Annotated in this window: 14 protein-coding genes; 11 read left to right on the plus strand and 3 right to left on the minus strand. The window is 68.4% G+C overall.

Annotation, left to right across the window (positions count from 1 at the left end):
• Nucleotides 1–49: 49 nt before the first annotated feature.
• Together ACWCRB_RS41935 and ACWCRB_RS41940 are read right to left on the minus strand one after the other, a co-directional pair.
• Nucleotides 50–1,297 (minus strand): glycosyltransferase family 87 protein, encoded by a 1,248-nt coding sequence (locus tag ACWCRB_RS41935; protein ID WP_451001094.1) that lies wholly within the window; start codon nucleotides 1,295–1,297, stop codon nucleotides 50–52.
• Nucleotides 1,298–1,450: 153 nt separating this feature from the next.
• Nucleotides 1,451–4,174, minus strand: a complete 2,724-nt coding sequence (locus ACWCRB_RS41940; protein ID WP_451001095.1) for a transglycosylase domain-containing protein — start codon at nucleotides 4,172–4,174, stop codon at nucleotides 1,451–1,453.
• Nucleotides 4,175–4,557: 383 nt separating this feature from the next.
• On the opposite strand from ACWCRB_RS41940, the gene ACWCRB_RS41945 reads away from it, so the two are divergent.
• The 4 genes from ACWCRB_RS41945 (at nucleotide 4,558) to ACWCRB_RS41960 (ending at nucleotide 8,318) form a co-directional block, all read left to right on the plus strand.
• A complete protein-coding gene (locus ACWCRB_RS41945) occupies nucleotides 4,558–5,244 on the plus strand; it encodes a PadR family transcriptional regulator (protein WP_451001096.1) in 687 nt (228 codons plus the stop codon).
• A gap of 44 nt (nucleotides 5,245–5,288) precedes the next feature.
• Nucleotides 5,289–6,371 carry an inositol-3-phosphate synthase gene (locus tag ACWCRB_RS41950; protein WP_105970254.1) on the plus strand — a complete coding sequence of 361 codons (1,083 nt, stop codon included), beginning with the start codon at nucleotides 5,289–5,291 and terminating at the stop codon, nucleotides 6,369–6,371.
• Between the two features lie 119 nt (nucleotides 6,372–6,490).
• Nucleotides 6,491–7,753 carry an MFS transporter gene (locus ACWCRB_RS41955; RefSeq protein WP_451001097.1) on the plus strand — a complete coding sequence of 421 codons (1,263 nt, stop codon included), beginning with the start codon at nucleotides 6,491–6,493 and terminating at the stop codon, nucleotides 7,751–7,753.
• Nucleotides 7,754–7,868: 115 nt separating this feature from the next.
• Nucleotides 7,869–8,318, plus strand: a complete 450-nt coding sequence (locus ACWCRB_RS41960) for an LppU/SCO3897 family protein (RefSeq protein WP_451001098.1) — start codon at nucleotides 7,869–7,871, stop codon at nucleotides 8,316–8,318.
• A gap of 116 nt (nucleotides 8,319–8,434) precedes the next feature.
• On the opposite strand, the gene ACWCRB_RS41965 is transcribed toward ACWCRB_RS41960, so the two are convergent.
• Nucleotides 8,435–9,901 (minus strand): CCA tRNA nucleotidyltransferase, encoded by a 1,467-nt coding sequence (locus tag ACWCRB_RS41965; protein WP_451001099.1) that lies wholly within the window; start codon nucleotides 9,899–9,901, stop codon nucleotides 8,435–8,437.
• A gap of 219 nt (nucleotides 9,902–10,120) precedes the next feature.
• On the opposite strand from ACWCRB_RS41965, the gene ACWCRB_RS41970 reads away from it, so the two are divergent.
• The 7 genes from ACWCRB_RS41970 to trxA all read left to right on the plus strand — a co-directional run bounded on the left by ACWCRB_RS41970 (nucleotide 10,121) and on the right by trxA (nucleotide 19,662).
• Nucleotides 10,121–12,499, plus strand: a complete 2,379-nt coding sequence (locus tag ACWCRB_RS41970) for a DUF6049 family protein (RefSeq protein ID WP_451001100.1) — start codon at nucleotides 10,121–10,123, stop codon at nucleotides 12,497–12,499.
• Nucleotides 12,500–12,546: 47 nt separating this feature from the next.
• Nucleotides 12,547–14,808, plus strand: coding sequence for a murein biosynthesis integral membrane protein MurJ (murJ, locus tag ACWCRB_RS41975; RefSeq protein ID WP_451001101.1), 2,262 nt, complete (start codon nucleotides 12,547–12,549; stop codon nucleotides 14,806–14,808).
• 116 nt (nucleotides 14,809–14,924) lie between these two features.
• Nucleotides 14,925–16,622 (plus strand): protein kinase family protein, encoded by a 1,698-nt coding sequence (locus ACWCRB_RS41980; RefSeq protein WP_451001102.1) that lies wholly within the window; start codon nucleotides 14,925–14,927, stop codon nucleotides 16,620–16,622.
• A gap of 21 nt (nucleotides 16,623–16,643) precedes the next feature.
• Nucleotides 16,644–17,354: an RNA polymerase sigma factor SigM gene (sigM, locus tag ACWCRB_RS41985; RefSeq protein WP_405536347.1), complete on the plus strand. Its 711-nt coding sequence runs from the start codon at nucleotides 16,644–16,646 to the stop codon at nucleotides 17,352–17,354.
• On the plus strand, nucleotides 17,351–18,151 hold the full coding sequence (locus tag ACWCRB_RS41990; RefSeq protein ID WP_451001103.1) for an anti-sigma factor family protein: 801 nt from the start codon (nucleotides 17,351–17,353) through the stop codon (nucleotides 18,149–18,151). The genes sigM and ACWCRB_RS41990 overlap by 4 nt, the downstream gene beginning before the upstream one ends.
• A gap of 167 nt (nucleotides 18,152–18,318) precedes the next feature.
• The gene (gene trxB / locus ACWCRB_RS41995) at nucleotides 18,319–19,290 is read left to right on the plus strand and encodes a thioredoxin-disulfide reductase (protein WP_451001104.1); all 972 of its coding nucleotides are present in this window, start codon (nucleotides 18,319–18,321) and stop codon (nucleotides 19,288–19,290) included.
• 42 nt (nucleotides 19,291–19,332) lie between these two features.
• Nucleotides 19,333–19,662 (plus strand): thioredoxin, encoded by a 330-nt coding sequence (gene trxA, locus ACWCRB_RS42000; protein ID WP_006374396.1) that lies wholly within the window; start codon nucleotides 19,333–19,335, stop codon nucleotides 19,660–19,662.
• Nucleotides 19,663–19,752 lie beyond the last annotated feature (90 nt).

The following is a 19,752-nucleotide window of genomic DNA, read 5'->3' on the forward strand; positions in this document are numbered from 1 at the left end:
TCGTGCGGGGGGAGTTGGGCGAGGATCTGTACGGGGTGTTCTTGAAGGACTACGCGCCTGGTAAGTGGTAGGCGGGGGTTGTGGGGCGTGTGCCGCCCGGTGGGGGCTGGTCGCGCAGTTCCCCGCGCCCCTCGCACGCCTGCCAGATCAGGAAGTCCCGCCACTTCGGGCGGGCCAGTACGGCGAGGGGGACCAGCCACAGGACGTACTGGGGTGAGTAGACCTTGTTGGTGAGGATGAAGGCCGCGACGATCAGGAAGGCCAGCTGGGCGAAGCGCGGACGGCGCGGGGCGGTCAGCGTGAGTGCCGCGATGCCCACGGCCGAAGCCAGCATCAGCAGCGTCGCGAAGGTGTTGACGGTTTCGGTGCTGAACGGATAGTCGAAGCGCTGGGCGATGATCAGCCAGAAGGAACCGAAGTCGACGCCCCGTTCCTGGCTGAACGTGTAGAACTTCGACCAGCCCTCGAAGGCGAAGACCATCACCGGCAGGTTCACGGCGACCCAGGCGACGACGGCGCCCCCCAGTGCCTTGCCGAACGGCCGCCACTTGCCCGCGCGCCAGCACAGCACGAACAGCGGGCCCAGCAGCAGGAAGGGATAGAGCTTGGCGGCCGTGGCGAGCCCCAGCAGGACACCGAAGGCGAGGGGCCGCCCGCGGGACCACATCAGCATCGCCGCGGCCGTCAGAGCGACCGCCAGCAGGTCCCAGTTGATCGTGGCGGTGAGCGCGAAGGCGGGCGCCAGGGCGACCAGCAGACCGTCCCAGGGGCGCCGCGCGTGGGTACGCGACACGCAGACGGCGATGATCGCCGCGCACACCATCAGCATTCCGGCATTGACGAACCAGTACCACTGCTCCTGGTGCTGGATGGTGCCGCTGCCGGGCGTGAGCCAGGCGGCCACCTCCATGAACACGCCGGTCAGCACCGGGTATTCGAGGTACTCCATGTCGCCGGAGAGCTTGTCGAAGTACGGCACGAGTCCGTCGGCGAATCCACGGCCCTGGTAGAGGTGCGGGATGTCGGAGTAGCAGGCGTGTGTGTACTGCGTGCTGGCCCCGAAGAACCAGCCGCCGTTGTAGCAGGGCGCCTTCTGGACCAGGCCGAGGGCGAACATACCGATCGCCACGAGCGCTACCACCCGTACCGGAGTCCACCAGGACGTCCCCAACAGGGCGCGGCGGCCGATGGGGCCGCCGATCAGCTCACTGCCGGCCACGGCGATCTCGTCGTCCTTGGTCGGCCGTACCGGGTCCGGCTCGCGCACGCTCGCTTGCGTCGTCTCTGCACTGGGCATGGGCCTCATCCTGCCGTACGCACCTAGGAGTACGCCGAGGGCCGCCGCACCTGGTCGGTGCGACGGCCCCATGTTTCACGTGAAACAACGTGAATCGGATCGGTGTTTCACGTGAAACACCCGCGCCGGACGCTGTTTCGGCCAACCGCTCGGTCAGCCGAAGATGCCTCCGCTGCCGTTCCCGTTTGCGTTGCCGTTACTTTCTTCCTCGCTTTCCGTGGCCGATGGACTCGATGTCACTCCGCCGTCGGTGGTGCCGTCGTCCGTGCCGCCCGTCTCGGTCCCTCCGGTGTCGTCGCAGTTGACGTCGAAGGTGCCGCAGGTCTCGCTGGGTGTGGGCGACGGAGAGATCTCGATCTCGTCGGTCGGCGTCGGGCTCGGTGTCGGGGTGGCTTCCTCGGTCTCGGTGATGGAGGGAGTCGGGCTCGGCAGCGGGTCCTCGTCGACGACCTCGCCGTAAGGCTCGGGGGTCGGGAAGTTCTTCACCGGTACGCCCTTGAGCGCCTGTTCCATGTAGTCGTGCCAGATCTCGGCCGGGAACGAGGCGCCGTGGATCTTCTCCTGGCCACCCGTGCCGTACATCTCCAGGAACTCGCGGTTCTTCTTGGTCTCGTCGTCGTCCATCCGGAACATGCTGATCGCGGTGGACAGCTGCGGGGTGTAGCCGACGAACCAGGCCGACTTGTTGCCGTCGGTGGTACCGGTCTTGCCGGCCACCTCACGGCCGGTCAGCTGGGCCGCCGTACCCGTTCCGTCGTCAACCACGGTCTTGAGGACGTCGGTGACGTTGTCGGCGACCTGGGCGGTGAACGCCTGCTTGGCCTTGGCGATCTTCCTGTGATCGAAGACCGTGCCGTCCTTGCTGGTCACCTTCTCGACCGAGTACGGGTTGTTCTGCTTGCCGCTCGCCGCGAAGGTCGCGTAACTGCCGGCCACGCGGATCGCACTCGGGTCCGAGGTACCGATCGAGAACGACGGGAAGTCGGCGCTGGCCAGGCTGCTGTCGAGGAGACCCGCATCGGTGGCGGACTCCCGGACCTTGTCCAGGCCGACATCCATACCGAGCTGGACGTAGGCGGAGTTCGAGGAGACCCGCATCGCCTCACGCAGGTCGATCCGGAAGCTGGGCGCGTTGTACGACTCGTCGCCGTCGTTGCGCTGCAGCCACTCCTTGTCGTCCTTGTCCTTCCAGATCGTGCCGTCGTAGTTCTCGATCTTGAGCTTGTTCTTGCCGCTGTAGATGCTCTCCGGGGAGACCTGGGTCCGCTCGTCCTGTGCCTGCGTCGCCCCCAGCTCCGGATCCCGTACGCCCCACTTCATCGCGGCGGCGAGTACGTACGTCTTGAAGGTCGAACCCACCTGGGCGCCCGTCGTGTCGGCGTTGTTGGTGAAGTGCTTGGTCGCGTCCTCACCGCCGTAGATGGCCTTGATCGCGCCCGTCGCCGGGTCCACGGAAGCGCCGCCGAACTGGACGTACTTGTCGGTGTCCGGGCGCTCCTTGGGCTTGATGTTCGCCTTCTGGACCTTCGTGACCGCCTTCTCCAACGCCGCGACCTTCTTCTTGTCGAAGGTCGTGTAGATCGAGTAGCCGCCCTGCTGCAGCTGGTCGGCGGTGATCCCGGTCTTGTCGGTGTTGTTGATCAGGTAGCCCTTGGCGAGGTCGACGAGGTAGCCGACCTGGCCGCCCAGCGCTGTGTTGGAACGCGGGCTCTGGATCTTCGGGAAGGTCGTGATCTTGGCGCGCTCGACCGCGGTCATGCGCCCGTCCTTGACCTCCTCGTTGAGGATCCACTCCCACCGTTCCTCGACCCGCTTGCGGTTCTTCTCGGGGGTGGCGTTCACGGGGTCGACGGCCACGTTGCCGGCCGGGTCGTAGTACGTGGCGCCCTTGAGCACCGCGGCCAGGAAGGCGCACTCGCTGGGGGTCAGGTCCTTGGCGTCCTTGTTGAAGTACGCGCGCGCGGCCGCCTGAAGGCCGTAGGAGTCACGACCGAAGTAGCCGGTGTTCAGGTAACCGGCCATGATCTCCTCCTTCTTGACGTTCGCGCCGACCTTGATGGAGATGAACAGCTCTTTGAACTTGCGTGTGAGCGTCTGCGACTGGTCGTCCAGGCGGGCGTTCTTCACGTACTGCTGGGTGATCGTCGAACCACCCTGTGTCTGACCGCCCTTGGCCATGTTGAACAGGGCCCGGGCGATACCCGTCGGGTCGACGCCGCTGTCGGTCTCGAACGTCTTGTTCTCGGCCGACATCACGGCGTACCGCATCGACGCGGGGATCTGCTCGTAGCCGATGATCTGGCGGTTCGTCTCACCACCGGTCGCGACCATCTGGCTGCCGTCGGCCCAGTAGTAGACGTTGTTCTGGGCATTGGCGGCCTTGGCGACATCCGGCACGCCCACCAGGGCGTAACCGATGCCGGCCACCGCCACCAGGCTGCCGACGAAGCCGATGAACAGCCCCGTCACCTGCCGCCAGGACGGCATCCAGCGCGCCGCTCCGTACTTGCCCGCGCGCGGATAGTCGATGAAACGCTTCTTGGGAGGGGGACCGGCCGCGCGGCCTCTGCCGCGCCCGGGTCCGTTCGGGCCGCTGGGACCGCCGCGGCGTCCGCCGTCCTCGGCCCCTCTGCGACGTCCACCAGTACTTCTCTGGGCGGCGCGCCGGGACTCGGCGCGGCCTCCGGACTGGCGCTCATCACCTTCGGCTCCGTAGGGACCCAACCCGTAGGAACCCGATCCATAGGAATCGGAAGGAGACTCGGTTGCGCCCCGCGGTGCCGCACGGCGGCCGGAGGACGAACCGGACTGGCCGCGTCGGGCCGCGGCACGTCCGCCTCCCTGCGGCTGCGGCGGTTTGCGACGGTGCTCGCTCATCGAACGATTACTCCTTGGGCAGGCGCACCCGCGCGCGCCTGGAAACGGCGGCTGGTTTCCGGTCCCCCCCAAGTACGGATGCGGCCGTGTTCGCATTCACCCGTACCGCACCAAGCACGACGACGTCCCCAAACGTCACTCGGTTCCCGGTGGACTGCATGCCGCACAGACTACGCACCGTCAAAACCCGCCTAGCGCCGAAGTTCACCCCAAATCAGGCAACTTGCTTCCTACGAATCGGTGATGTGATCCCGTTCACCACCTCCCCTCTTGTCGCATCCACAGGGCCGATCTATCGTCTAGATGTATCGAGTCGATACATCAGCTCGGCATAAACAGTGCCGGAGACGTCACGGTCGGACCGTGGGAGAAGGGAGGCGACGATGAGCCGGCGTTCCGGGATCCTCGAGTTCGCCGTCCTCGGCCTGCTCCGCGAGTCACCGATGCACGGCTATGAGCTGCGGAAACGACTCAATACATCACTGGGTGTGTTCCGCGCCTTCAGCTACGGCACGCTGTATCCCTGCCTCAAGACGCTCGTCGCGAGCGGCTGGTTGATCGAGGAGTCCGGAGGCGCGTCGGAGGACGCGCTCGCCGCCCCCCTCACAGGGCGCCGCGCCAAGATCGTCTATCGGTTGACGGCGGAAGGTAAGGAGCACTTCGAGGAGCTGCTCTCGCAGACGGGCCCGGACGCGTACGAGGACGAGCACTTCGCCGCTCGTTTCGCCTTCTTCGGGCAGACGTCCCGCGATGTACGCATGCGCGTGCTCGAGGGCCGTCGCAGCCGGCTGGAGGAGCGTCTGGAGAAGATGCGCGCCTCTCTGGCGCGTACGCGGGAGCGCCTCGACGACTACACCCTCGAGCTCCAGCGCCACGGGATGGAGTCCGTGGAGCGCGAAGTGCGCTGGCTGAACGAGCTGATCGAGAGCGAGCGGGCGGGACGGGACCTCAAGGGTGCCGCTTCCGGGGAACCCGACTCGCAGGACACCACATCTGGAGCGCCGGGCGGCCTGCCCCGGTCCCGGGAGGACGACTCCCGGACCGGTCCGTCCGACGACACCGCCACGTGAGGCCCCTGCCAGGGCCTCACTCGTACACACAGGGAGCAACCGGAATGGGTTCGGTTCGCGTAGCCGTCGTCGGCGTGGGCAACTGCGCCGCGTCGCTGGTACAGGGAGTCGAGTACTACAAGGACGCCGATCCGGCGTCCAGGGTCCCGGGCCTCATGCATGTGCAGTTCGGGGACTATCACGTCAAGGACATCGAGTTCGTCGCCGCGTTCGACGTGGACGCCAAGAAGGTCGGCCTCGACCTGGCGGACGCCATCGGCGCCTCCGAGAACAACACCATCAAGATCTGCGACGTACCGAACACCGGTGTGAAGGTCCGGCGTGGCCACACCCTCGACGGTCTCGGCAAGTACTACCGCGAGACCATCGAGGAGTCCGAGGCCGAACCGGTCGACGTCGTCAAGATCCTCAAGAAGAAGCAGGTCGACGTTCTCGTCTGCTACCTGCCCGTCGGTTCCGAGGCGGCGGCGAAGTTCTACGCCCAGTGCGCCATCGACGCCAAGGTCGCCTTCGTGAACGCCCTCCCGGTCTTCATCGCCGGTACGAAGGAGTGGGCGGACAAGTTCACCGAGGCGGGCGTCCCGATCGTCGGCGACGACATCAAGTCGCAGGTCGGCGCCACGATCACGCACCGCGTGATGGCGAAGCTGTTCGAGGACCGGGGTGTGGTCCTGGACCGCACGATGCAGCTGAACGTCGGCGGCAACATGGACTTCAAGAACATGCTCGAACGTGAGCGCCTGGAGTCCAAGAAGATCTCCAAGACGCAGGCCGTCACCTCCCAGATCCGCGACCGCGAGCTGGGCGCCGACAACGTCCACATCGGCCCGTCCGACTACGTGGCCTGGCTCGACGACCGCAAGTGGGCGTACGTCCGGCTGGAGGGCCGCGCGTTCGGTGACGTCCCGCTGAACCTGGAGTACAAGCTGGAGGTCTGGGACTCCCCGAACTCCGCCGGCGTCATCATCGACGCCGTGCGCGCCGCGAAGATCGCCAAGGACCGCGGTATCGGCGGCCCGATCCTCTCCGCGTCGAGCTACTTCATGAAGTCCCCGCCGGTCCAGTACTTCGACGACGAGGCACGGGACAACGTCGAGAAGTTCATCAAGGGCGAAGTCGAGCGCTGAGGTCGTGCGCTGAGAGGAGTCCAGCGCCGGTCGAGCTCCTACAGGCTTGTCGCTCCTGCCCGTCGAGGGTCCCCGGGTCATCCGCCCGGGGACCCTCCTCGTATGTGAGGCTGTGCCCCATGGCTGTCGTACGTGACCTGCGCGTACTCCTGCGTCTGAGGAACTTCCGGCGCCTGCTCGCCGTACGACTGCTCTCGCAGGGCGCCGACGGCGTCTATCAGGTCGCACTCGCCACGTACGTCGTCTTCTCGCCGGAGAAGCAGACCTCGGCGGCGGCGATCGCCTCCGCGATGGCGGTCCTGCTGCTGCCGTACTCCCTGGTCGGCCCCTTCGCGGGCGTCCTGCTGGACCGCTGGCGACGCCGCCAGGTCTTCCTGTACGGCAATCTGCTGCGCGCCCTGCTGGCATGCGTGACCGCCGTCCTGATGCTGAGCCATGTCCCCGACTGGCTCTTCTACGTCTCCGCCCTCTGCGTCACCGCCGTCAACCGCTTCGTGCTGGCCGGACTCTCGGCGTCCCTGCCGCGCGTGGTCGACGACGACCGTCTGGTGATCGCCAACTCGCTCTCCCCGACGGCCGGCACGCTCGCAGCCACGGCGGGCGGCGGACTCGCCTTCGTCGTCCGGCTGGCGGCCTCCGACTCCGACGCCGCGGTGGTCCTCCTGGGCGCGGCCCTGTACCTCTGTTCGTCGCTCGCCTCCCTCCGCCTCGGCCGGGAACTGCTGGGACCCGACCCCGAGTTGGTGCAGCCCCGGCTGGCGGCCGCGCTCACCGGCACCGCGCGCGGCCTGGCGGCAGGCGTACGGCACCTTGCCGAACCGGGGCGCAGAGAGGCGGCCTGGTCGCTGGCCGCGATGACGCTGATGCGGTTCTGCTACGGCGCCCTGACGGTCATGGTGCTGATGCTCTGCCGGTACGCCTGGTCGGACGGCTCCGACGACGGGCTGGCCCTGCTGGGCCTCGCCGTGGGGATCTCCGGGGCGGGCTTCTTCGTCGCGGCCGTGATGACCCCGGCTGCGGCCGGACGGCTCGGTCCCGTCGGCTGGATCATGGTGTGCGCGGGAGCGGCGGCGGTCCTCCTGCCCGCGCTCGGCCTGGCGTTCGCCGAAGTGCCCATGCTGATCGCGGCGTTCGTTCTGGGCCTCGTCACCCAGGGCTCGAAGATCGCCACGGACACGATCGTCCAGTCCTCGGTCGACGACGGCTTCCGCGGCCGGATCTTCTCCCTCTACGACGTCCTGTTCAACGTCGCCTTCGTCGGCGCGGCCGGAGTGGCGGCCCTGATGCTGCCCTCCGACGGCCGCTCGGTGTCCCTGTTGGTCACAATCGCCGTTATCTACGGGGCAATTGCTGGGGCTATGGCCCGCTTTGAACGCCGGTAAGTGTCACATGAAGGCCACAGAGACTCTCTGAGCTACAGAGTTGTCAGTGGGTCCCGGTAGCTTACGTGCGTCTTACTTCGCACCAAGCACACCCATAGCCAAGGGGGACCCCCGAGTGACCACTCCGCCGCAGGACCAGAACCCGAACGCCCCTGTCCCTGTCGAGCCGACGGCGCCTCAGCAGCCGTACCCGCCGCACCAGGGTGCCCCGTTCCAGGGAGTTCCGGTCCCGCCGCCCGCGCCGGCCAAGCGCTTCAGCAAGAAGCTGCTGCGCATAGGCGTGTTCATCGTCGTCGCGATAGCCATCGCCGGCGGCAAGTGGTACTTCAGCCAGAGCGACGCGGAGACGACGTCCGTCGGCTCCTGCATGCACAACGACGGTACGGACACGAACCCGGACCTCAACGAGGTCGACTGCACCTCCAGCGACGCCCAGTACAAGGTTGTCCAGAAGTTCGACAACACCAGCGACGCCAACAAGTGCGAGGCCGTCACCGAGGCGACGATCTCCTACTACCAGCAGGGCAGCAGCCACGACGTCGTGCTCTGCCTCAAGGAAGTCTGAGCAGTCCGGGCTGACGCAGCCCACACGCGCAGAGGGTGATGTTTCACGTGAAACATCGCCCTCTGCGCGTTCCGGCGGTGATGTTTCACGTGAAACATCACCGCCGTTTCACGGCCTCAGCCCTGCTCGGCCCACCACTCCTTCAGCGCCGCCACCGCCGCCTCCTGCTCCATCGGCCCGTTCTCCAGCCGCAGTTCGAGCAGGAACTTGTACGCCTGCCCGATCGCCGGTCCGGGCCCGACGCCCAGGATCTGCATGATCTGGTTGCCGTCGAGGTCGGGACGGATCGCGTCCAGCTCCTCCTGCTCCTGGAGCTGGGCGATGCGCTCCTCCAGACCGTCGTACGCACGCGAGAGCGCCGTGGCCCTGCGCTTGTTCCGCGTGGTGCAGTCCGAGCGGGTCAGCTTGTGGAGGCGGTCGAGCAAGGGGCCCGCGTCCCGGACGTAACGGCGGACCGCCGAGTCCGTCCACTCTCCGGTGCCGTACCCGTGGAAGCGCAGGTGGAGTTCAACCAGACGTGAGACGTCCTTCACCAGCTCGTTGGAGTACTTCAGCGCCGTCATCCGCTTCTTGGTCATCTTCGCCCCGACCACCTCGTGGTGATGGAACGAGACCCGCCCGTCCTCCTCGAAGCGGCGCGTGCGCGGCTTGCCGATGTCGTGCAGCAGCGCGGCAAGCCGGAGGACGAGGTCGGGGCCGTCCTGCTCCAGCTCGATCGCCTGCTCCAGGACGATCAGTGTGTGCTCGTAGACGTCCTTGTGCCGGTGGTGCTCGTCGCGCTCCAGGCGCAGGGCCGGCAGCTCGGGCAGTACGTGGTCGGCGAGGCCGGTGTCCACCAGCAGCGCCAGGCCCTTGCGGGGGTGCGCGGACAGGACCAGCTTGTTCAGTTCGTCCCGTACCCGCTCGGCCGAGACGATCTCGATGCGCCCGGCCATCTCGGTCATGGCGGTGATGACCTCGGGGGCCACCTCGAAGTCGAGCTGTGCGGCGAACCGCGCGGCCCGCATCATCCGCAGCGGGTCGTCGGAGAAGGACGCCTCGGGCGTGCCCGGGGTACGCAGCACGCGCCGTGCCAGGTCCTCGCGTCCACCGTGCGGATCGATGAACTCCTTCTCCGGCAGCGCCACAGCCATCGCGTTCACCGTGAAGTCACGCCGGACGAGGTCCTCCTCGATGGAGTCGCCGTACGACACCTCGGGCTTGCGTGAGGTCCGGTCGTACGCCTCCGACCGGTAAGTGGTCACCTCGATCTGGAAGTTTCGATCAGCGTCTCCGACGCGGGCATCCTTCTGCGCGCCGACGGTCCCGAAGGCGATCCCGACGTCCCACACCGAGTCCGCCCACGGCCGCACGATCTTCAGTACGTCCTCGGGGCGGGCATCGGTCGTGAAGTCCAGGTCGTTGCCGAGCCGGCCCAGCAGCGCGTCCCGGACGGAGCCGCCGACCAGGGCGAGCGAGAACCCGGCCTCCTGGAAACGGCGGGCAAGGTCGTCGGCGACCGGGGCCACCCGCAGCAGCTCACTCACCGCGCGGTGCTGCACCTGGCTCAGGGCACTGGAATTGTCTTCGTTGGCGTTCGGCACAACAGAAAAGGGTACGTGGCCCGGGCCACGGCCCGCGCCTCCATAAAACGTCCACGCCCGCCACCGGGGACTCCTCCATCAATACAGGCACATAGAGGACAGCCGGACGGTGTTCCACGATCTTGTGGAGCAGTCCGCGGCACTTCCCCTCAGCGCGCATCGTTACCATGCGTGGACGCACATTCCGACGACCACTGACGACTAGGGACGGGCGAACGCGTGGCCGAGGCGGCAGACTTCCCGAGGCTGACTACCTCTCCCGCACGCCGGTGGTTCCGGCGGGCCGGAGTGCTGCTCACGGGAGCGCCCCTGCTGGCCGGTCTCCTCCAGCTCCCCGCCGGACAGCCCGCGTACGCCGCCGGGTCGGACCCGGTGGTCGTCTCCGTCGACACGCTCACCCCCAGCGCCCCCACGGACGGCGACACGCTGACCGTGTCCGGCACGGTGACCAACAAGGGCAAGCGGACCGTCACCGACGCCCACGTGGACCTGCGGGTGGGGCAGCTGCTCACCACCCGCTCGGGGATCGACGACGTCGCCGCACGCACCGACTACGTACCGGGAGCCGACGGGACGGAGATCGGCGGCAAGTACGTCGAGAAGTTCTCGAAGCTCACTCCGGGCGTCGCCCAGCCGTTCACCATCTCCGTACCGGTCGACAAGCTGGACCTCGGCCAGGACGGCGTCTACCAGTTCGGCGTCTCCCTGTCCGGCGAGACCGCCGCGGAACCGTACGAGCAGGTGCTCGGAATCCAGCGGACGTTCCTGCCGTGGCAGCCCGAGGAGGCGGACACCAGGACGCGGACGACGGTTCTGTGGCCGCTGATCTCCACGGTCCACATGACGGCGGAGACCGGCCCGGGCGAGCAGCAGACGCCCGTCTTCCTCAACGACGACCTCGCCACGGAGATCTCCCCGGGCGGCCGCCTGGACCAGCTGCTCACCCTGGGCAAGGACCTCGACGTCACCTGGGTGATCGACCCCGACCTGCTGGCCTCCGTCGACGCGATGATCGGCACCTACGGCGTCCAGGGCGCCGACGGCACCACACCCGGCACCGGTCAGACCGTCGCCAAGCAGTGGCTCGCCGAGCTCCAGGACGCGGTCGCGGGCAAGGAGGTCGTCGCCCTTCCCTTCGCGGACCCCGACCTCGCCTCCATCGCGCACAACGGCAAGAACGTCACCGGCACCCTGAGCCACCTCAAGAGCGCTACGGATGTCGCCGCCAGCACGGTGGAGACGATCCTCCACGTCACTCCGAGCACCGACTTCGCCTGGCCGGTGAACGGTGCCGTCGACCCGTCGATCGTCAAGATCGCCACCTCGGCGGGCGCCGACAAGGTGATCGCGCGCAGCGACAGCTTGAAGGAGACCGGCGACCTGCCGTACACGCCCTCCGCCGCCCGCCCCATCGGCGGCGGCACCACGGCGGTCGTCGCGGACACTCGGCTGTCCACGGCCTTCCAGGGCGACATGACGAACGCCGACGGCTCCACGCTCGCGGTGCAGAAGTTCCTCGCCCAGAGCCTGACGACCACCCTCCAGACCAACAAGCAGCGCACCGTCGTCGTCGCCCCGCAGCGCATGCCGTCCACGAGCCAGGCCCAGACGATGGCGGAGGCGGTCACCGCCCTCCAGAACGCGAACTGGTCCCAGTCGCAGGAACTCACCGCGACCGCCGACACCAAGCCGGACCCGGGCGCCACCACCAAGGTGCCCTCGGCGTCCTCGTACCCCGCCACCCTGCGCAGGCACCAGCTGCCGCAGTCGGCCTTCGCGCAGATCGCGACCACGCAGGACAAGCTCGACAACTTCAAGATCATCCTCACCGACCGGACCCGCGTGGAGACCCCCTTCGGGCGGGCCATCAACCGGGAGATGGCCACCTCCTGGCGCGGCCGGTCCGGCGCGGCGGACAGCTTCCGTGGAGGCGTCAAGTCGTACCTCGACGAGCTGACCGACCAGGTCAAGCTGATCGAGAAGTCCGAGACCAAGCTCTCCGGCGGCAGCGCCACGATCCCGGTGACCGTCCAGAACAACCTCGTCCAGCCCGTCGACAACCTCGTGCTGCGGGTCACGTCGACGAACCCGACCCGGCTCAAGATCGCTGACGAGGACTACCAGGAGCAGCCCGTCGAGGTCTCCGGCGGGCACAGCCAGTCGGTGAAGTTCACCACGTCGTCCAACGCCAACGGCCCGGTCACGGTGATCGCCCAGCTGTACACGAAGGACGGCCAGAAGTACGGACCCGCTGTCACCTTCGACGTGAAGGTCACCGAGTTCACGGCCATGGTGATGCTGGTCATCGGCGGCGGCTTCCTGCTGCTCGTACTCGCCGGCCTGCGCATGTACACCCAGCGCAAGCGCGCCGCCGCCCGGACCGAGGAGTCCGGCGACGGACCCGAGGACGAGGCCACGGACGAGACCGACGGCGCCGACAGGAACGACGAGAACCACGGCAGCCCCGAGAACCGTCCTCAGGGGGAGTCGGACACAGTGTTGCGGGCAGACGCCCCGGAGCAGCCGAGTGACCCGACGCCGGACACCGCACCGGAAAGCGCAGACCCGTCCGGGACGGGTGAGAGAGTGGACCGTTGAGCGATGTCGTGGCCGGTGGGCCCGGTGAACGATGAGGTGGGGTAACCATGAACGCGCCGTACGACGGTGACCGCGGTCAGGGCGCGGGCGACCCGGGCTACCCCGAGGGCCCGCCGCCCGAGCACGGCCAGGTGCCGGCGCAGCCCCCCGCGGACATGTACCTCCAGGACGCCTACACCCAGGATCCGTACCGGGCACAGGACCTCTCCGCCCAGGACCCGGTGGCCGAGGCGCTCTACGACCGCGCCGCGCACCCTCCGCCGCCCCCCGGGACGTACCAGCCGCAGCCCCCGCTCTACGGACAGCCCGCCCAGTCGCCGTACGCCCCCGACCCCCAGGTCTGGGCCCAGCCCCCGGCTCCCGAGCCGGACGGAGCCACGCAGTACCTGCCGTACGGCGACGACCCCCGCACCACCCAGTACGTGGGCGTCGACGCGCTGGTCACCCAGGCCGGGGAGGAGCGGCACGAGCCGGACGCTTTCGCTCATCTCTTCCGCGACCAGCAGCAGGGCGGCGGACAGCAGCCCACGGAGCCTCCGGCGGTGCCTGGCCCGTCCCCCTCGCCCGTCCCGGGCCACGGCCCCGCGCCGCAGGCGCAGAGCCCGGCGTCCGACGCCACGATGCAGCTCACCCCCAAAGCAGCCCCCGCCGCCGCGCCGGCAGCCCCGAAGAAGAGCGGTCGTGCCGCGGGGCTGCTGAAGTCGAGCGCCGTCATGGCGGCGGGCACGATGGTCTCCCGCCTCACCGGCTTCATCCGCTCCGCGCTGATCGTGTCGGCCCTCGGCCTCGGCATGCTGGGCGACTCCTTCCAGGTCGCCTACCAACTGCCCACCATGATCTACATCCTGACCGTGGGCGGCGGCCTCAACTCCGTCTTCGTGCCGCAGCTCGTGCGCGCCATGAAGGAGGACGACGACGGCGGCGAGGCATACGCCAACCGCCTGCTCACCCTCGTCATGGTGGCCCTCGGCACGCTCACCGCACTCGCGGTCTTCGCGGCCCCCCTGCTGGTGCGCGCCCTCTCGGTGAAGATCGCCGACGACCCGGCCGCCAACGAGGTCGCCGTCACCTTCACCCGCTACTTCCTGCCCACGATCTTCTTCATGGGCATCCACGTCGTGATGGGCCAGATCCTCAACGCACGCGGCAAGTTCGGCGCGATGATGTGGACGCCGGTCCTGAACAACGTCGTCATCATCGTGACCCTCGGCATGTTCATCTGGGTCTACGGCAGCGCCGCGGACTCCGGCATGGGCGTCACCACCATCCCACCGGAGGGCCAGCGGCTCCTCGGCATCGGCGTACTGCTCGGCCTCGTCGTACAGGCCCTGGCGATGATCCCGTACCTGCGCGAGACCGGCTTCCGGATGCGGCTGCGCTTCGACTGGAAGGGCCACGGCCTCGGCAAGGCCGCGATGCTCGCCAAGTGGACGATCCTCTTCGTCCTCGCCAACCAGGCGGGCGCCCTCGTCGTCACCCAGCTGGCCACCGCCGCCGCGGGCGAGAACCCGAAGATCCAGGGCACCGGCTTCGCCGCCTACGCCAACGCCCAGCTCGTCTGGGGTCTGCCCCAGGCCATCATCACGGTCTCCCTGATGGCGGCCCTGCTGCCACGGCTGGCCCGCTCGGCCCACGAGGGCGACGCCGGCGCGGTCCGCGACGACATCTCCCAGGGCCTGCGCACCACCGCCGTCGCGATCGTGCCCATCGCCTTCGGCTTCGTCGCCCTCGGCATCCCGATGTGCACCCTGATCTTCGGCTCCTCGGGCACCACCGAGGCCACCAACATGGGCTTCATGCTGATGGCCTTCGCCCTCGGCCTGATCCCCTACTCCGTGCAGTACGTCGTCCTGCGCGCCTTCTACGCGTACGAGGACACCCGCACACCCTTCTACAACACGGTGATCGTGGCCGCCGTCAACGCGACGGCCTCCGCCCTCTGCTTTTTCGTCCTCCCGTCCCGCTGGGCGGTGGTCGGCATGGCGGCCTCGTACGGCCTCGCGTACGCGATCGGTGTCGGCGTCGCCTGGAACCGGCTGCGCAAGCGGCTCGGCGGCGACCTCGACGGCACCCGCGTCCTGCGGACGTACGCCCGGCTGGGCATCGCCTCGGTACCGGCCGCACTGCTCAGCGGCGCGGCCTGCTACGGCATCGGCCACACTCTCGGCCAGGGCGTCGGCGGCTCGTTCGCCTCCCTGCTCGGCGGCGGTGCCGTCCTGCTCGTCGTCTTCTACGTGGCCGCCCGCCGCATGCGCATTGAAGAACTCAACTCGTTGGTGGGTATGGTGCGCGGGCGACTGGGACGGTAAGTCGAGGGCAAGCACAACCATCGTCTGCCACCGCGTGTCGTGCAGAGCGGCGGACTGTGGGCACAATTGGGTTTGGCGTCGGAAAGCTCGCATTGGATGGGGAGGCAGGAGCGACGGTGGCGGAACGGAGCACGGCTGCTGTCGACGTGGCAGACAACAGCGGCGACGAGCCGCTGACCGCGCAGGCGGACGAGTCCACGGCCGACGGCGTGGCCCAGAACCGGGAGCGGGACACGGAGAACGACGAGGCACAGGGGAGCGGCGGGACCGAGAGTCCCGAAAAGGCCTCACCGCCCGAACTGCACAGCGGCCACAAACTCGCCAGGCGCTACCGCCTGGAGGAGTGCGTCACCCGTCTGGACGGATTCAGCAGCTGGCGTGCGGTCGACGAGAAACTTCGTCGCGCCGTCGGCGTGCACATCCTGCCCGCGGACCACTCACGGGCGCGTTCCGTGCTGGCCGCGGCCCGCTCCTCGGCGCTGCTCGGCGACCCCCGCTTCGTGCAGGTCCTCGACGCCGTCGAGGAGAACGACCTGGTGTACGTCGTCCACGAGTGGCTGCCCGACGCCACGGAGCTGACCGCGCTCCTGGCCGCCGGCCCGCTGGAGGCGCACGACGCCTACCAGATGGTCAGCCAGATCGCTTCCGCGATGGCTGCCGCCCACCGTGAGGGCCTCGCGCATCTGCGCCTGACCCCGGGCACCATCCTGCGGAGTTCGTCCGGCCAGTGGCGTGTGCGCGGCCTCGCGGTCAACGCCGCGCTGCGCGGCATCACTTCCGACACCCCGCAGCGCACGGACACGGAGGCGATCGGCGCCCTGCTGTACGCCGCCCTCACCCAGCGCTGGCCCTACGAGAGCGACGCGTACGGCCTGTCGGGGCTGCCCAAGGGCGTCGGCCTCATCGCACCCGACCAGGTGCGGGCCGGAGTCCACCGCGGCCTCTCGGAACTCGCGATGCGCGCGCTCGCCAACGACGGCGCCACCGCCTCGCGGCACGAGTCCGCGTGCACGACGCCCGAGGAACTGGTCAAGGCGATCGGCGAGATGCCCCGAATCCGCCCGCCGGAGCCGGTGTTCACGGCCCCGCCCGAGTATCAGCGCACCACGTACCAACAGGGCTCGTACGGCCGCCAGGCACCCCGCCCGGGCCTCACGCAGCCCCTGCCCACCCCGCCTCCCCCGCTGCAGAGCCGGACGGGCAAGGCACTCAAGTGGGCCGTGTCCGCGCTGCTGATCGCCGCGCTGGGCCTGGGGAGCTGGCAGCTGGCGGACGCGCTCATGGACCAGGGCGGCAAGTCGGACGAGACGAACCAGACCCAGACGACGGACGACGGCGACAAGAGCAGTGACAAGGACAAGGTCACCAGCGCGCCGATCGCCATCGCCGGTGCCCGGGACTTCGACCCGTTCGGCGATGGCTCCGAGAGGCCGTCGGACCTGGACAAGGCGTACGACAGCAGTCCCAGCACGTACTGGGAGACGAACTTCTACAAAGGCGCCGACTTCGGAAACCTCAAGCCGGGCCTCGGGATAATCCTCGACCTCGGCAAGGTCCAGGACGTCGGGAAGGTCACCGTCTCCTTCGTGGGCGACACGTCCGTCGAACTGCGCGCCGCCTCCAGCGACTCCGGTTCGGAGCCCACCTCCTTCGACGCCTACAGCAAGGTCGCGGAGGGTTCCGGCACGAGTGTCGCGCTCTCGCCGGACAAGGCCGTCAAGTCCCGCTACCTTCTGATCTGGCTGACCAAGCTCCCGCTGACGAATGAGGGCACCTACCGCGGCCGGGTGGCGGACATCAAGGTCACCAGCTGAGGCTGAGAGGGAGGGGGTCCGATGGCAGAAGGTGACGGGTACGACGGGGCGAGCGATCAGGACCTCCTCGCCCGCCATGTCGACGGTGACCCCGACGCCTTCGGTGAGATCGTGCGTCGGCACCGTGACCGGCTCTGGGCGGTGGCCCTGCGGACGCTGGGGGACCGCGAGGAGGCCGCTGACGCCGTCCAGGACGCCCTCGTCTCCGCCTACCGGGCCGCCCACACCTTCCGCGGCCAGTCGGCCGTCACGACGTGGCTGCACCGCATCACGGTCAACGCCTGCCTGGACCGCGCCCGCAAGGCCGCCTCCCGCAAGACCTCACCGGTCGACGACACCGAACGGCTGGAGCAACTGCTCGAACCGCACGAGTCGGCGTCGGCCCCGGCCGAACGCAACGATCTGCACCGCCAGCTCATCGAAGCCCTCGGTACCCTCCCGCCCGACCAGCGCGCCGCGCTCGTCCTGGTGGACATGCAGGGCTACCCGGTCGCGGAGGCCGCACGCGTCCTCGACGTGCCCACCGGGACGGTGAAGAGCCGCTGCGCCCGGGGCAGAGCCAGACTCCTGCCGCTGCTCACCCACCTCCGGCCGGAAAACGCCGGTGGCGACAAGGAATCGGGGGATGGACGGAACCGGGCGTCGGGGACATCCGTCCCACCCGCAGCGGGACCAACGGATGCAGGGCCAAGCGATTCAGCTGCTGTGAAGGGCGGAGGTGGGCGAGCGTGACATCCACGACCGACACGGCCGGGCACCCGGACGTCACGGAGATCTCCGACCTCACCGAAGGCCTGCTCACACCGTCCCGGACCGCGGACGTGGAACGGCATCTGGACGAGTGTGTCCTCTGCACCGACGTGTACACCTCCCTGGAGGAGATCCGCGGCCTCCTCGGCACCCTGCCGGGCCCTGTGCGCATGCCCGACGACATCGCCGACCGCATCGACGCCGCCCTCGCAGCCGAGGCCGATGTTTCACGTGAAACATCGGCTCCCGCCGACCGGCTCGCAGACCGTCCCTCGGGTCACGCTCACGCGGCCACCGGGCCGGGGCGGAAGGACCGAGCGCGACGCGGTCGGCGCCGGACCATTGTCCTGAGCACCGTCTTCACCGCGGCCGCCCTGGGGCTCGGCTCCCTGCTGGTGTCGTCGCTGGGCGATGACGCCAAGCGACCCGAGGCTGCGAGCACGTTCTCCGGGAAGAAAGTCGAGACCCAGGTCGCTCAGATCCTCAAGGACCAGGACGGCAAGGAAGACCGCGAAATCACGGGGATGGACACGAACAACCCCAGGGTCAAGATCGTTCCATCGGTCCCTCCCTGCGTCTCCAACGGCATCGGCCGCGGCGACACACGCATCCTTGGCGTCAAGCTGGGCTCCTACGACGGCACGAACGCATATCTCGTGGTGCTGCCCGCAGCGAAGGACACCACCCGCGTCACGGCTTACGTCGTCGACTCGGCCTGTGTGAAGCGGCCGTCGGTTCCTGGAAAGGTTCTGCTGACGCAGTCCTACGCGCTTCGCTGAGCGCGGACACTTCGACCCAGCCCTCCCCCTGTATCCCGTACCGCGGCACCCCTGTGTGCCCGGACACAGCGGGAATGCGGGCCCCGTAGGATCCGTTGGGTGGGGTGAGAGTTCTGAGAGAGGCTCCCACCGGTCGACGAAGCCGTCCAGAAACGAGGAAACACGCCGTGAGCGACGTCCGTAACGTGATCATCATCGGCTCAGGGCCTGCCGGCTACACGGCTGCGCTCTATACCGCACGCGCGTCGCTGAAGCCGTTGGTCTTCGAGGGCGCCGTCACCGCCGGTGGTGCGCTCATGAACACCACCGAGGTCGAGAACTTCCCCGGCTTCCAGGACGGCATCATGGGCCCCGACCTCATGGACAACATGCGGGCCCAGTCCGAGCGCTTCGGCGCCGAACTCGTCGCGGACGACATCGTCTCCGTCGACCTCACGGGTGACATCAAGACCGTCACGGACACCGCGGGCACCGTGCACCGCGCGAAGGCCGTCATCATCGCGACCGGCTCGCAGCACCGCAAGCTCGGTCTGCCGAACGAGGACGCCCTGTCCGGCCGCGGTGTCTCCTGGTGCGCGACGTGTGACGGCTTCTTCTTCAAGGACCAGGACATCGCCGTGATCGGCGGCGGCGACACCGCGATGGAGGAGGCGACCTTCCTCTCCCGCTTCGCCAAGTCGGTGACGATCGTCCACCGCCGGGACACCCTGCGCGCCTCCAAGGCGATGCAGGAACGCGCTTTCGCCGACCCGAAGATCCGCTTCGTCTGGGACAGCGAGGTCGCCGAGATCCAGGGCGACCCGAAGCTCTCCGGCCTGAAACTGCGGAACCTGAAGACCGGCGAACTGTCCGACCTGGCCGTGACGGGCCTGTTCATCGCGATCGGCCACGACCCGCGCACCGAACTCTTCAAGGGCCAGCTGGACCTCGACGAAGAGGGCTACCTGAAGGTCGAGGCTCCCTCGACCCGGACCAGCCTGAGCGGTGTCTTCGGCGCCGGCGACGTGGTCGACCACACCTACCGCCAGGCGATCACCGCCTCTGGCACCGGCTGCTCCTCGGCTCTGGACGCCGAGCGCTTCCTCGCCGCTCTGGCGGACAACGAGGAGCAGGCCGAGCCCGAGAAGACCTCTGTCTGACCCCCATCCGCCCCACCGCAGTATCGAATTAAGGAGCCCCCTGTGGCCGGCACCCTGAAGAACGTGACCGACGACTCCTTCGACGAGGACGTCCTCAAGAACGACAAGCCCGTCCTGGTGGACTTCTGGGCCGCTTGGTGCGGACCGTGCCGTCAGATCGCGCCGTCCCTTGAGGCGATCGCCGCCGAGTACGGCGACAAGATCGAGGTCGTCAAGCTCAACATCGACGAGAACCCGGGTATCGCCGCCAAGTACGGCGTGATGTCCATCCCGACCCTGAACGTCTACCAGGGCGGCGAGGTCGCCAAGACCATCGTCGGTGCCAAGCCGAAGGCCGCGATCGTGCGTGACCTTGAGGACTTCATCGGCTAGTAGTCGACGCAGTGGGCGATGTTTCACGTGAGGGAGCTGGAGGAGGCGGCGCGCATCGACGGCTGCGGCCCGTTCCGCTCCTTCTTCCTC

The organism is Streptomyces sp. NPDC002156, from assembly GCF_053593675.1.